The organism is Pseudomonas sp. Pseu.R1, assembly GCF_045764065.1.
Lineage (GTDB): Bacteria > Pseudomonadota > Gammaproteobacteria > Pseudomonadales > Pseudomonadaceae > Aquipseudomonas.
The window spans coordinates 5,047,154-5,060,587 of record NZ_JBJGEE020000001.1; the positions used below are offsets into that span (position 1 = coordinate 5,047,154).

At 59.9% G+C, this 13,434-nt stretch carries 14 protein-coding genes and 1 riboswitch; of the genes, 8 read left to right on the plus strand and 6 right to left on the minus strand.

Annotated features, from left to right (window positions below):
- Window positions 1-543 carry a DUF2058 domain-containing protein gene (locus ACI5GA_RS23025; protein ID WP_404638587.1) on the plus strand — a complete coding sequence of 181 codons (543 nt, stop codon included), beginning with the start codon at window positions 1-3 and terminating at the stop codon, window positions 541-543.
- A gap of 202 nt (window positions 544-745) precedes the next feature.
- Here ACI5GA_RS23025 and ACI5GA_RS23030 read toward each other — a convergent pair whose 3' ends face one another.
- The 6 genes from ACI5GA_RS23030 to purM form a co-directional block, all read right to left on the minus strand.
- On the minus strand, window positions 746-937 hold the full coding sequence (locus ACI5GA_RS23030) for a hypothetical protein (protein WP_404638589.1): 192 nt from the start codon (window positions 935-937) through the stop codon (window positions 746-748).
- A 214-nt stretch (window positions 938-1,151) separates the two neighbouring features.
- Window positions 1,152-2,312 (minus strand): catalase family protein, encoded by a 1,161-nt coding sequence (locus ACI5GA_RS23035; protein WP_404638591.1) that lies wholly within the window; start codon window positions 2,310-2,312, stop codon window positions 1,152-1,154.
- Window positions 2,309-4,120 (minus strand): di-heme-cytochrome C peroxidase, encoded by a 1,812-nt coding sequence (locus ACI5GA_RS23040; protein WP_404638593.1) that lies wholly within the window; start codon window positions 4,118-4,120, stop codon window positions 2,309-2,311. Before ACI5GA_RS23040 ends, ACI5GA_RS23035 begins: the two co-directional genes overlap by 4 nt.
- A 141-nt stretch (window positions 4,121-4,261) precedes the next feature.
- Window positions 4,262-4,978, minus strand: coding sequence for a DUF3108 domain-containing protein (locus ACI5GA_RS23045; RefSeq protein ID WP_404638595.1), 717 nt, complete (start codon window positions 4,976-4,978; stop codon window positions 4,262-4,264).
- A 32-nt stretch (window positions 4,979-5,010) separates the two neighbouring features.
- Window positions 5,011-5,664 carry a phosphoribosylglycinamide formyltransferase gene (purN, locus tag ACI5GA_RS23050; RefSeq protein WP_421425519.1) on the minus strand — a complete coding sequence of 218 codons (654 nt, stop codon included), beginning with the start codon at window positions 5,662-5,664 and terminating at the stop codon, window positions 5,011-5,013.
- A gap of 23 nt (window positions 5,665-5,687) precedes the next feature.
- Window positions 5,688-6,746, minus strand: coding sequence for a phosphoribosylformylglycinamidine cyclo-ligase (purM, locus tag ACI5GA_RS23055; protein ID WP_404638597.1), 1,059 nt, complete (start codon window positions 6,744-6,746; stop codon window positions 5,688-5,690).
- 315 nt (window positions 6,747-7,061) lie between these two features.
- Between purM and ACI5GA_RS23060 the strand changes: the two genes are divergently transcribed.
- From ACI5GA_RS23060 to cobO, 7 genes are all read left to right on the plus strand, one after another.
- Window positions 7,062-8,123 (plus strand): DUF2066 domain-containing protein, encoded by a 1,062-nt coding sequence (locus ACI5GA_RS23060; RefSeq protein WP_421424376.1) that lies wholly within the window; start codon window positions 7,062-7,064, stop codon window positions 8,121-8,123.
- Window positions 8,124-8,167: 44 nt separating this feature from the next.
- The gene (locus ACI5GA_RS23065; RefSeq protein ID WP_421424378.1) at window positions 8,168-9,241 is read left to right on the plus strand and encodes an AI-2E family transporter; all 1,074 of its coding nucleotides are present in this window, start codon (window positions 8,168-8,170) and stop codon (window positions 9,239-9,241) included.
- A 303-nt stretch (window positions 9,242-9,544) separates the two neighbouring features.
- A complete protein-coding gene (gene hda / locus ACI5GA_RS23070) occupies window positions 9,545-10,249 on the plus strand; it encodes a DnaA regulatory inactivator Hda (protein ID WP_108237280.1) in 705 nt (234 codons plus the stop codon).
- Between the two features lie 2 nt (window positions 10,250-10,251).
- Window positions 10,252-11,031 carry an NAD-dependent deacylase gene (locus ACI5GA_RS23075; protein WP_404638697.1) on the plus strand — a complete coding sequence of 260 codons (780 nt, stop codon included), beginning with the start codon at window positions 10,252-10,254 and terminating at the stop codon, window positions 11,029-11,031.
- Between the two features lie 66 nt (window positions 11,032-11,097).
- Window positions 11,098-11,787 (plus strand): C40 family peptidase, encoded by a 690-nt coding sequence (locus tag ACI5GA_RS23080; protein WP_404638603.1) that lies wholly within the window; start codon window positions 11,098-11,100, stop codon window positions 11,785-11,787.
- Window positions 11,788-11,882: 95 nt separating this feature from the next.
- Window positions 11,883-12,422 (plus strand): C40 family peptidase, encoded by a 540-nt coding sequence (locus ACI5GA_RS23085; RefSeq protein WP_404638605.1) that lies wholly within the window; start codon window positions 11,883-11,885, stop codon window positions 12,420-12,422.
- Window positions 12,423-12,514: 92 nt separating this feature from the next.
- Window positions 12,515-12,708, plus strand: a riboswitch (cobalamin riboswitch).
- A 106-nt stretch (window positions 12,709-12,814) separates the two neighbouring features.
- Window positions 12,815-13,426 carry a cob(I)yrinic acid a,c-diamide adenosyltransferase gene (cobO, locus tag ACI5GA_RS23090; protein ID WP_404638607.1) on the plus strand — a complete coding sequence of 204 codons (612 nt, stop codon included), beginning with the start codon at window positions 12,815-12,817 and terminating at the stop codon, window positions 13,424-13,426.
- Window positions 13,427-13,434: the final 8 nt, after the last annotated feature.

Here is a 13,434-nt window from a genome sequence, read left to right on the forward strand (position 1 = left end):
ATGGCGGGTATTTCCCTTCGTGACCAGTTGCTCAAGGCAGGTCTGGTCAACGAGAAACAGGCCAAACAGGTCGCCAAGAGCAAGCAGAAAGAACAGCGCCTCGTTCACAAAGGTCAGGCGGTGGCTGACGACACGAGCCAGCGCGCCGCTCAGGAAGCGATGGCTGAAAAGGCCAAACGCGATCAGGAGCTGAACCGCCAGCAGCAGGAAAAGGCCGAGCAAAAAGCCCGTGCAGCACAGGTCAAGCAATTGATCGAAGCGACCCGCCTGCCGAAGCTGACCACCGAGGACTACTACAACTTCGTCGACGACAAGAAGGTCAAGCGCCTGTCGGTCAACGCCCTGATGCGCAGCAAGCTGAGCAACGGTTCGCTGGCGATCGTGCACCACGGCGGCGGGTACGAGGTCATTCCCCGTGAGGCCGCACTGAAAGTTCAAGAGCGCGATCCACGTCGTATCGTGATGCTCAGCGAGCCGACTGAGGAGCCGGATGCCGATGATCCGTACGCGGCCTACAAGATCCCTGATGATCTGATGTGGTAACTCGGCTCACGTAGCTGATGCCTGGTCATGTGGGAGCGAATTCATTGGCGAAAGCGGAGTGTCAGTCGACGTTGATGTCGCGGATGCTGACGCCATCGCCAATGAATTCGCTCCCACAGGGGCCCATCGGAGGCGGTCGCAGAGAGTGACCCAGTGAAAACACAAAACCCGCCTCGGCGGGTTTTGTTTTGCTGCAATTCCGTTATTGCGGGTTGCCCGCTGCCTTCTTGGCTTCCAGTTCCGCGAGCTCTGCTGCGTAACGCTTGGCGTCCGCCTCCTGGTGAAACACGCCCACTAACTGATCTTGTTGGCGGACATCCCACATCTGAATACCAGCGGCAATGCTTTCGTGGGACTGATGGGACTCATCGCGTTCAGTAACAGTTACCGTCATCTTGAAAACTCCTGACTCTTTGATATCTGCGGCAGGACGTCGCAGTGGTTTCTTTATAAATTTGCGTAGCTTGCTTAGTAAATCATCGATTTCTGCAAGGGTTTTTTTCCGATTTCGTAACAGTCTCTAAATGCCTGTTTTACAAGGGGTGCGACGTGTTGTCGCACCTTGTTCCCGGGCGTGAAGAAAGTTTCATCTTTGCGCCAAGGGCGGTTTACTGCCCATTACGGTCGTGGCGGTAAGCGCTGACGGCCTCGTACACCGCTTTGCGCAGGCGGTTGATCCCGCCAATGGGGCGATGCTCGGCCACGCCGAACCAAGGGTTGAACGACTGGTTATCACACGCCAGATTCTGCGTCGGTGTGTCGAAATCCTGAGCCGGGACTCTGACCCTGGCCACGGTTTCGAACGGTGCGTCGCTTTCCTTCCATTCGATGCTGGTGTCTTCGATCGGCATGTATTTCTGCGGGTTTTGCCGCTGGATTTGCAACACGAAACAGGCAGGCGCCCGGTCGGTGGACAATTGTTGATTCAGTGCGCTGCGCAGGAAATTCGGCAGGTCGTGGTTCTGTTTCGGCAGCTCGTATTGCGGGCAGCTTTGTGGGTCCGGCAGAACGCGGAATTTGGCATTGGCGGTGCCGAACTTATAGGGCGAGACCGAGTAGTACGTGGCCTGCGTCGGACTGAGCGGAGCGGGTGACAGGGTGGCCAGGGCGATGAACAGATGGCGTATCTGCCAACTGCGTGGATCAAGACCGGGGAAGAACGCGAGGACTTTCTGCCCATTGGCCTGAGCGCCAATGTTCTGTGCGTACTCCGCCACGTCGCTGACGAAGAAATTCGGATGGCTGAACATCACGAAATCCTGCTCGGTCCGGCTTTGTTGGTCCGCCAGCAACTGTTTGCCCGGCACGTCGAACAGCTTGAGCGCCATGCCCCGCGCATCACGGATGCTGTCGAATTGCGGATAGGCGTTGCCGTTGGACAGCCTGATCAGCGCCTGCCAGACCTTGCCGGGTTGGGCGAACACGCCTTGGCGCAGCGCGGGATCGAGATCGGACAGCACGCTGACCTCGGCTTTCACGCAGCCATGGGCCTTGGCGTGGGCGTCGCGCAGGTAGCGAGTGCTTTCGCGGTGCTGATCGACGATACGCACTGCGGTCTGGATGATGCCTTGGGTCATGGCGGCTTCCCCCGGCGGAATCTGTTCGTCCGGGGAAACGGGACCGCTGTAGTGCCAGGCAAACCAGGCGGTGGCGGCCAGCCAGCCCAGCAGGCCCAGTGCGATCAGCCACAGCAGGGTTTTGCCGAGCCAGGCGCCAATGCGCAGCCAGAGTCGAGCGAGTGGAGACAGGTTGTTGTTTCGAGTGATCATGGCAATTGTTGCTCCAGCGGCCCGCCCAGCACTTTCAGGTATTCCACCAAGGCCCAGCGCTCATCGGGCAACAGGCCTCGTCCAATCACGCCGTTGCCCCGTTGGCCGTCGCGGAATTCGTGCCCGCTGTTGTGGTTGCCGGACACGCGGGTGTCGAACAGAAAGGCATTTTTGAAGGCGGTGGTTTCATAGCCCACGTGTAGAGGGTCGTAGTTGAACGTGCCTTTGTAGAACGTGGTACTGCGTTCGTCCTGAGGTGAAAGCAGCTGATAGAGCGTCGGCACCGAACCGTTGTGCAGAAACGGCGGCGTGGCCCAGACCCCGTCCAGAGGTCGGGCCTTGTAGGCGCGCAGCTCCTGTACGGCGATGGGCAGGCCAAAACCGTCCATGGCAGGCCGCTCGGCGACTGGCACGTTCGCCGCCCGGTACGCGTTGTCTTCGACGTAGGCGGTGATGTATGCCAGCGCCTTGGCCACTGAGACGCTGTGGGTGTCCAGCGGGGCGGTTGGTGGGGGATACAGCTTGACGTTGGTCAGTCGGTCCAGTTCCGCCTGGGTCCATTGCAGGCTGCTGACGTCATAGCGATTGTCGGCGATGTTGGTGGCGGTATTGGGATCGGTGCCGATCTCCGACACAGGGATCATGTTCAGGTATTGCACGGTACGACCGTCGACGACGCTATGGGGCGGAACGTGGCAGCCCGCGCAGTTTTCAGCGAACAGGGCGCGTCCCTTGGCCGCCAGTGGTTTGTTGATCGGGCCGAACAGTTGTTCTGGCCAAACGGGAGGTTTCAGGCGCCGCAGGGCTTGCTCGATCACGTCCAGATCGCGCACTCGCACGCTGGATGGGTAGCGATCCTCGCCTTTGAGGGGTTGGCCTGCGCCATTGAAGAACGTCAATGTGGCGCCCACGCCGAGGGATTCTCCGACGTTGCGCGCCATGGGCTGTTTGGCCGAGCCGTTCCATTGCACCCAGTCAAAGGTCCAGATGTCCCACAGTTGCGGATAGTCCACCGGGGCGTTGGCGACGCGGTAGTTATCGGGGGTGATGGCGTCACCGAACGTTGCGTTGGCGATGCGACCAAACGCGTCGGTCCGGCCCGGCCCTTCTTCGGTGGGGTAAAGACCACGATGAGTATCGTTCCATGCAGTTCTGACGAAGGTGTCCAGCGACTGTTTGAACTCGCTGCGCAACTGATCGTGTGACGCATCGTAGCGATCGCCCAGCACGCGACGCGCGAAGCGCTCGAATTTCCAGGGGTTGTAATAGGTGGCTGCGAGACTGGCTACCAGCGCCTGTCCAAAACTGCCACCCCGCACGGTGGGTACGCTGGAGGGCAGCACGTGCTGCGCGGTCCCTCCGTCGATACGCAGGGCCTGCCCTTTGAAATGCAGTTCGCCGGTGTGGCAGGCGGCGCAGGTGATGTCCAGGTATTCGGCGGTGTGTTCCGCATTCTGATGGCGCGCGAAGCCCACGGGCAGGTTGCCGGGGTTCGTCGCAGTCGGCAGTTGGTTGGGGTCGATCAGAAAACCGAAGCGCGCAAGGTGTTCCGGGGTTGCGAACCGCGTTTCGGAAAATGGCATCTCCAGGGCGGTGAACCAGTTGTAGCGAAGCCCTTTGACTTGTGTGCCCTGCGGGGTGAAGTAATAGATCTGGCGGTCGCTGTCGCTCCACTGATCCTGATAATTCACCCGCTCGACAGGCGAGTATTCGGGGAGTTTGGGGTTGATGGTGTAGTAGATGATGACGGCGATGAGCGTTGCAGCTATCGCCAGGATCAGGAGTAACACACGGTAGAAAATGCGCAAGATAGCCATCCTTGTCGAGTACGGCTGTCCTTATGACATCATTTCTCCCCGAGCGGCAAGCACCGGCCCCCTGTGGGAGCGAGTTCATTGGTAAAAACAAAACCCCGTGGAAACGGGGTCTTGTTATTGGCCAGCCGTAAATCAGCTACCTTTGACCGACTTACCGTTCACCGTGCCGTCCTGCAACATGATGTTGTATTCCTTGCCGTCGGTTTCAACCTGCTGCAGTCGAACCAGCAGGTAGTCGTAATCCTTGGCGAACCACATTACGGTGATGCGCTTGTTCTGTGTCGGATCACGGACGCGTTCGACCTTGATGGCATCGACCGAGCCGACTTTGGTGTCGACCTTTTCGGTGCCCAGCACGCGGAAGTCATAGGTGTCGACCTCGTCGCCATCGACCACCTGATAGCTCATGGTCTTCTTGCCAGCGGCCACGTCGTTTTGCAGGGCCAGTTGGTAAGTGGATTTATCGAGGATGCCGGTGTTCAGCGGGATCTTGATCGCATCGTTGCGATCAGTGCCAGTGATGAACTTGGTGGACCAGTCGAACACCAGATCAACGGTTTTGCTCTTGCCCAGACCGCCGCGTTCGAAGTGGTAGGTCTGTGGCGTCAGCGTGCTCTTGTCGGCCTTGAGGGTGCTGACTTCGGTCAGGCTGGCGATCATCATCGATGCCTTGAAGCTTAGGGTCCAGGTGCCGTTGGCGTTCTTTTCCAGGCTGCGGGTGGCGCTGCCGCCACCGACAGGCAGTTGTTTGAAGTCGGCGGTGTAGCTTGCGGAGAACGGTTGAAGGTCTGCCGCGTTGACCGCAGGGAGTGCGAGCAGTGCGAAAGCGAAGAGCAAAGCGCGACGCATGGTATCTCCTGTCTTTGAATAGAAGAGCCGGTTTAAACGGCTCGAATCACATGGCCGCTTGGCCCCAGTGGCTGGCTGTTCAGCGAGGCACCTTGTTCGTCGAGGGTCAGACGGCCTTCGGCGAACCAGCGAATCGCCAGCGGGTATATCAGGTGCTCCTGGGTGTGAACCCTTTGCGCCAGCGTGGCAGGCGTGTCGTGCAACTGTACCGAAATAACAGCTTGTACGACCAGAGGCCCCCCATCGAGTTCCTCCGTGACGAAATGCACGCTACAGCCGTGCTCGGCATCGCCGGCTTCCAGCACCCGTTGATGGGTGTGCAAGCCTTTATAACGCGGAAGCAATGACGGATGTATGTTCAGCAGGCGTGCGTGGTAATGACGCACGAAGCCGGGGGTGAGGATGCGCATGAAACCGGCAAGGACCACCAGCTTCGGCGAAAAGGAGTCGATCAGTTCGATCAACGCGGCATCGAAGGCTTCGCGACCTTCATAGGCCGTGTGATCGAGAACGCGGGTCTCGATGCCCGCGTTCTTCGCCCGTTCCAGCCCGTAGGCATCGGCGCGGTTGGAAATCACCGCGCGAATGCGAGCCGGGCTCGAACCGTCCTGAAAGCTGTCGATCATCGCTTGCAGGTTACCGCCAGTGCCGGACAGCAGCACCACTACATCGCAGGATTGGGGCATGTCAGGCTTCAACGCATCCGGCATCAGTGCGCCTTGACGTTTTTCAGCTCGACCTGTGCAGCGCCTTCGGCAGCAACGCCGATCTGACCGATGACCCAAGGTTGCTCGCCGGCATCACGCAGCACCTTCAGAGAAGCCTCGACGTGCTCCTGAGCGACGCAGATGACCATGCCGACGCCGCAGTTCAGGACGCGGTGCATTTCGTGCTCGTCAACGTTGCCTTTCTCTTGCAGCCAGTCGAATACGGCCGGGCGGGTCCAGCTCGCCACGTCGATCACGGCCTGAGCGCCTTCCGGCAGTACGCGCGGGATGTTGTCCAGCAGACCGCCGCCGGTGATGTGGGCCATGGCCTTCACCGCGCCGGTTTCCTTGATCAGCTTGAGCAGCGGCTTGACGTAGATGCGGGTCGGCGCCATCAGCAGGTCGGTCAGAGGCTTGCCGTCCAGCTGGATGTTTTCGATGTCGGCACCGGCCACTTCGATGATCTTGCGGATCAGCGAGTAACCGTTGGAGTGTGGACCGGACGATGGCAGGGCGATCAGGGCGTCACCGGTCGCGACTTTCGAGCCGTCGATGATCTCGGCCTTTTCAACGACGCCGACGCAGAAACCGGCCAGGTCGTAGTCTTCGCCTTCGTACATGCCAGGCATTTCAGCGGTTTCGCCGCCGACCAGCGAGCAGCCCGCCAGTTCGCAGCCTGCGCCGATGCCGGTCACGACCTGAGCGGCGGTGTCGACGTTCAGTTTGCCGGTGGCGTAGTAGTCCAGGAAGAACAGCGGCTCGGCGCCACAGACCACCAGGTCGTTCACGCACATGGCCACCAGGTCGATGCCGATGCTGTCGTGCTTGTTCAGGTTCAGTGCCAGGCGCAGCTTGGTGCCCACGCCGTCGGTGCCGGAAACCAGAACCGGTTGTTTGTAGCCTGCCGGAATTTCGCACAGTGCGCCGAACCCGCCCAGGCCGCCCATCACTTCCGGGCGCTTGGTGCGCTTGGCAACGCCCTTGATGCGTTCGACCAATGCTTCACCGGCGTCGATGTCTACACCGGCGTCTTTGTAGCTCAGGGAGGGTTGCTTGCTCATTATCCAGGCCTATAGGGGGGAATTCGGAGTAACGACCGGGAAGCGGACGGCTCGTGGCTGTGTCATCGCCGGTCTGCGAAGGCGCGCGATTTTATCAGGGTTGGGCTCAAGCGGCCATCCTTGGGCCGACGGGCAGGGCCATGATGAAGAAAAAATAACGCGTCTGTTCAGGCTTCAGCCGTTCGTCGGTCACTGTAAAAGGTGTAAGTTCCTCTTCAGTGTGAGCGATTCGGGCAGCGCTGCGGTCTGAGTCGAGCCAGTCATTTTTTCATGCAGCTATTTATAAGCTGCGTTTTTCGTTTTCTGGGAATTTTTATGCGCCTGAAAAACTGCCTGTTGGTGGGTTGTCTGTCCCTCATGAGCCTCCCGGCGCTGGCCGAGACGGTGAACAATCTGTATCAGGTGCGTGAGCCGGTGAGCGGTCAGACCCCTGACGAGAAAACCCGCGCCACTCAGGCGGCGCTGGAAACGCTGGTCATGCGCCTGACCGGCGATCCAAAGGCCGCCCAAGGGCCGGGCCTGGCCGACGTGCGCAAGGATCCGCAACAGATCATCAGTCAATTCGGCTACGACGCCGGTCCGCCCGAATCTCTGCAAGTGGATTTCGACCCGGCCAGCACCGAACGCGCCTTGCGTCAGGCGGGGCTGTCGCTCTGGGGTTCCAACCGCCCGGTGATCATGGCCTGGTGGCTGAACGACGCTACCGATGGCGCCAATCTGGTGGGCGATGGTCAGGCGACGGCTGAGCCTCTGCGTCGCGCCGCTCAGCACCGTGGCTTGCCGTTGCGTCTGCCGTTGGCTGACTTGGGCGAGCAGGGCATCGGCACCGCCAAGACGCTGGATGGTAGTGATGTCACGCCATTGAAGCAGGCCTCCGAGCGCTATGGCTCCGATGCGATTCTGGCTGTCCACGCCCAACAGAATGGCGAGCAGTGGCAGGGCAAATGGCACCTGTGGCTGGGCGACAAAATGGAGCAGGGCAGTGCGTCCGGCGCCAGTTCCGCCGACCTGGCCGACGCGGTGTTGCTGGCCGTGAGTCAGCGTCTGGCTCCACGCTTTGTGGTCAAGCCGGGGGCGTCGTCGAGCATGGCGCTGGAAGTACAGGGCATGACGCTGGAACGTTATGCGCAACTGGGGCGTTTGCTGGAGCCGTTTGGCGGTCGTCTGAAATCGGCGGATGCCGACAAAGTCGTGTTCGATGTCAGCGGCAGCCCGGATCAACTGCGTTCGCAATTGTCGCTGGCCAAGTTGCAGGAAGTGCCTGCGAGTGAAGTCGCCAGTGCGCCGGTCGATGCCGGGCAAGTGCCGGTTGCCGGAACTGCGCCGGTCCCTGCTCCCGCTCCAGCCGCTGCGCAGACACTGCACTTTCGCTGGTGATAACGCTCAGAGGGATATCGCATGAATGGATTTAAGGGGCAGTAATGACTGATACGCGTCGTTGGTTCTGGGCAGGTGGGGTTCTCCTGCTGTGCCTGTTTGTCTGGTTGCTGCACGCCATTCTCACGCCATTTCTGGTGGCGTTGTTGCTGGCGTACATGGGCGATCCGCTGGCCGATCGGCTGGAAAAGCTCAAAATGTCCCGCACGTGGGCGGTTGTGACCGTGTTTTTGCTGTTCACCCTGATCTTCATGGGCCTGTTGCTGGTGCTGGTGCCGATGCTGGCCAAGCAGCTTTACCGGTTGTATGAGCTGGCGCCGCAGATGCTCGACTGGTTGCAGCACACCGCATTGCCGTGGGTTCAGGCGAAGTTGGGGTTGGCTGACGGCTTCTGGAAGTTCGACAAGATCAAGGCGGCCATTTCCGAGCATATGGGCCAGACCGGCGATATCGTCGGGATCGTGCTGGCCCAGGCCACCACATCGACGCTGGCGTTGATCGGCTGGCTGACCAATCTGGTGCTGATCCCGGTGGTCTGCTTCTACCTGCTGCGGGATTGGGACGTGATGATGGCCAAGGTCCGCAGCCTGTTGCCGCGTCATCGCGAGAAGAAGATTGTTGCGCTGGCCGATGAGTGTCACGAAGTGCTCGGCGCGTTCATTCGCGGGCAGTTGCTGGTGATGGTCGCGCTGGGCGTGATTTACGCAGCGGGCCTGATGCTGGTCGGTCTGGAGCTGGGGCTGTTGATCGGCGTGATCGCGGGGCTGGCGGCAATCGTGCCTTATATGGGCTTTGTGATCGGTATTGGTTCGGCGATTCTGGCGGGCTTCTTCCAGTTTGGCGGTGATCTGTACCCGATGCTCGGCATCGTTGCGGTGTTCATGGTCGGTCAGGCGCTGGAAGGCATGGTGCTGACGCCGTTGCTGGTGGGCGATCGCATCGGTCTGCACCCGGTGGCGGTGATCTTCGCCATTCTGGCGGGCGGTGAGCTGTTCGGCTTCACCGGCATCCTTTTGGCGTTGCCGGTGGCAGCGGTGATCATGGTCCTGGTGCGCCATGTGCACGATCTGTACAAGGATTCGGATATCTACGGCGGGGCGGAAGATCCGGACTTGTGATCCGTAGTCTGGTTGATGAGTGACCTGTGGGAGCGAATTCATTCGCGATTCGGACTTGCAGACGAAGAATCTCTATCGTTTGTACCGGCCAATCGCGAATCAATTCGCTCCCACGGGGTTGCGTTCGTCCAGCGTTGTCGTGTCTTGCCATGCTCCATATTCCAAGGTCTGACTCCCAGCTAGACGCAACCCTTTGATTTTGCAGGCTGTCTGGCGGATTGTGCGGCTCGCTTGGCGGGTATAAACTTTGCACACTTTACACAGAGGCCCCTTGGCGGTTCATCATTGAACCGTTCAGCCAGCATGAAACCCGTTCAGCTGCCCCTGAGTGTGCGTCTGCGTGACGACGCCACCTTCATCAATTACTACCCCGGCGCCAATGCTGCGGCACTTGGCTATGTCGAGCGCCTGTGCGAAGCCGACGCCGGGTGGACGGAAAGCCTCATCTACCTCTGGGGCAAGAATGGGGTAGGGCGCACGCATCTTCTGCAGGCTGCCTGCCTGCGCTTCAAGCAATTGGGCGAACCCGCCGTTTACCTGCCCATGGCCGAGCTGCTTGAAGAGGGTGTCGAGCTGTTCGACCACCTTGAGCAATACGAACTGGTCTGCCTCGATGATTTACAGGTCGTGGCGGGCAAGCCTGAGTGGGAAGAGGCACTGTTCCACCTGTTCAATCGCCTGCGTGACAGCGGGCGTCGCCTGTTGATTGCCGCGTCCTGCTCGCCCCGTGAGCTGCCGGTCAAGCTGGCGGATCTCAAATCCCGACTGACCATGGCGCTGGTGTTCCAGATGCGCCTGTTGTCCGATGAAGAAAAACTGCGCGCCTTGCAATTGCGTGCTTCCCGTCGGGGTTTGCACCTGACGGACGAGGTCGGGCATTTCATCCTGACCCGTGGCAAGCGCAGCATGAGCGCATTGTTCGATCTGCTCGAACAGCTCGATCAGGCCTCATTGCAGGCCCAGCGCAAGCTGACGATCCCCTTCCTTAAAGAGACGCTTGGCTGGTGAGCCTGGCAGCGGTCGATCCGGCAGTGATCCTGCAGACGGCCGCAGCCTTGCGCCGCGCTCAACGCATTCTGATCATTACCGGCGCCGGGCTTTCGGCGGATTCGGGCTTGCCGACCTATCGCGGCGTGGGCGGCCTGTATAACGGCCAGACTGACGATGGGTTGCCCATCGAGATGGCATTGTCCGGTCCGATGTTGCGTCGCGATCCTGCTCTGTGCTGGAAGTACATTGCCCAATTAGGCAGCGCTTGCCTCGGCGGGCAGCCCAATGCGGCGCATTATGCGATCGCGCAGTTGCAGCGATACAAGCCGGAATGTTGGGTGCTGACGCAAAATGTCGACGGCTATCATCGTGCGGCGGGCAGTCCGCCGGAGCGTCTGATCGAGATTCATGGGCAGATGGCGCCGCTCTACTGTCAGTCTTGCAGCGCGCAAGACCCACATCTGAGCGCTCACCTGCTACGGCCGCTTCCACCGTTGTGCGCGCAGTGCCATGGCGTACTGAGACCGCCGGTCGTCTTGTTCGAGGAAATGTTGCCTGAGCTGGCATTGAATATGCTGTGTGAAGAGATGGCGAAAGGCTTTGATGCTGTGCTCAGCATTGGAACCACCGCCAGCTTCCCGTATATTCACGAGCCGATGCTGCGCACGCGGGTCACGGGAGGCTTTACTGCTGAGATCAATCCGTCGCCGACCGATCACTCCAGGCATATGGACGCATTTATGAAATGCCGAGCCTTAGATGTCATGGAGTCACTGGTAAGTCACATTTGTGTCGATTGAATTTGCAAATGATGACGATAGAGGGCATAGTCTCGGCTTCTTTACACATTAGCCACGGTCGTGCCCATGCTAAATCGCTTCGCACCCCTCGTGCCTCTCGCACTCGTTACCCTGCTGTTCGGCTGTGCGGCCCAGATGCCAGCGTCGCAACAACAGGCGCAGAATCCACAGTTCAAGGACTCTGCCACTGCACAATCCGCTAACCGTGCCGGTTATTCGACTTCCGTTCTGGACGACGAAATCGCCACCGAAGACGAACTTTCCCAGTTCGCTGACAACAAGCCTTACCAGTTGCCAGTGCTGGCTGACAGCATTCTGGAACGTGGCAAGTCGTTGATCGGCACTCGCTATCGTTTCGGCGGCACCTCCACAACGTCCGGTTTCGATTGCAGTGGCTTCATCGGCTACCTGTTCCGTGAAGAAGCGGGCATGAGCCTGCCGCGTTCTTCCCGCGAGATGATCAATATCGATGCCCCGCTGGTCAAGCGTAATGATCTCAAGCCGGGCGATCTGCTGTTCTTCAGCACGGCGGGCCGTGGTCGTGTGAGTCACGCCGGCATCTATTTGGGTGATGACCAGTTCATCCATTCCAGCAGCCGTCGCAGTGGTGGCGTGCGCGTCGACAGTCTCGATGACGCTTACTGGGCCCGTACCTTCATCGAAGCCAAGCGCGCGTTGGCCATGGCACCTTCCAAGGTCCCGGAAACGACGACTGCTATGACCTCGACTACACTCAAGCGCCAACATCGTAAGTAACCGTTTTTACCGGGGGTGCAACCGGGGAAACCCCGATTGCACCCAGCCCCGGCTCCCGGCAGAGTAAGCCGCATCCTAAAAAGGTTGTTGTGTTTATGTCGTACACGGTTCGCCTGGCTGTTGCTTCACTGGCTGCATTGCTGGCCGCTTGTTCCAGCAATCCTCCGCCATCCCCGCCCAAGGTCGTTTCCAGGCCTGTCATTTCCGCTCCCCCTCAATTTTCTTCGCCTGTCGCCGATGACGTGCTGTTGCGTGCCATCGGGCTGGTGGGTACGCCTTATCGGTGGGGTGGCAACACGCCGGATTCCGGATTCGATTGCAGTGGCCTGATTGGCTACGTTTACCGCGATGCTGCAGGCATCACGCTGCCGCGCTCGACCCGCGAAATGATCACCTTGCGCGGTCCGGACATCGACCGCAGCCAGTTGCAGACTGGTGATCTGGTGTTCTTCGCCACGGGTGGCGGTTCGAATGTCAGCCATGCCGGGATCTACGTCGGCGAAGGACGTTTCGTTCATGCGCCTGCCACCGGTGGCACGGTCAAGTTGGACAGCCTCGATAAACCGTATTGGCAGAAAGCCTGGTTGAACGCCAAGCGAGTGATTCAGCCTTCCAATCTGGCGCGCAGTAACTGACTTCTTAAGAGCGTTTTGTCTGTTTGCTGTTTCCCGGCCAGCAGCCAATGACCCACGTCTCTTAGATTGACGCTCGCCAGTCAACCCTCTAACCTTCGCCGATTGTTTCAGGTGCCCGCAAAGGGTGAAACAGGGAAGCCGGTGCGAACGCGTTGCGATCCATCCCGGCACTGCCTCCGCAACGGTAAATGAGCCAAGGCCCGCACGATGCCACTGTGTTCGATGAACATGGGAAGGCGCGCGGCTTTTCATGAGTCCGGAGACCGGCCTGATCCATCCAACAGCATCACGGAGGGCGATGCTCTGCGCAGGCTCGACGTGTTTCGATGCCTGCTGTCAGTCCTTGTCTGCGCCCTCCGTTTGCCACACCTGCCCTCAAGCGGAGAGCTGAGATGAGCGAATCCCTCGAACGTGACGAACGCCACCTGGCGCGCATGCAGCGCAAAAAGGCGGTGATGGACGAACGCATTGCCAGCGCCCCCAATGAGTGCGGCCTGGTACTCGTACTGACCGGTAACGGTAAAGGCAAAAGCAGCTCGGCATTTGGCATGCTGGCGCGGGCCATGGGCCATGGCATGCAGTGCGGCGTGGTGCAATTCATCAAAGGCCGCAACGCCACGGGCGAAGAGCTGTTCTTCCGCCGTTTCCCCGAGCAAGTGCGTTACCACGTCATGGGCGAAGGCTTTACCTGGGAAACTCAGGACCGCCAGCGCGACATCGCCGCCGCGCAAGCCGCCTGGGCGGTGACTCAGGAACTGCTGCGTGATTCTTCGATTGGCCTGGTGATCCTCGACGAACTGAACATCGCCCTCAAGCACGGCTACCTTGATCTGGACCAGGTGCTCAGCGACTTGCAAGGCCGTCCACCGATGCAGCATGTGGTCATTACCGGGCGTGGCGCCAAACAGGAATTGATCGACCTGTCCGACACCGTCTCCGAGATCGGTGTGGTCAAGCACGCGTTTCAGGCCGGTATCAAGGCGCAGAAGGGCATCGAGCTGTGAGCTGCACC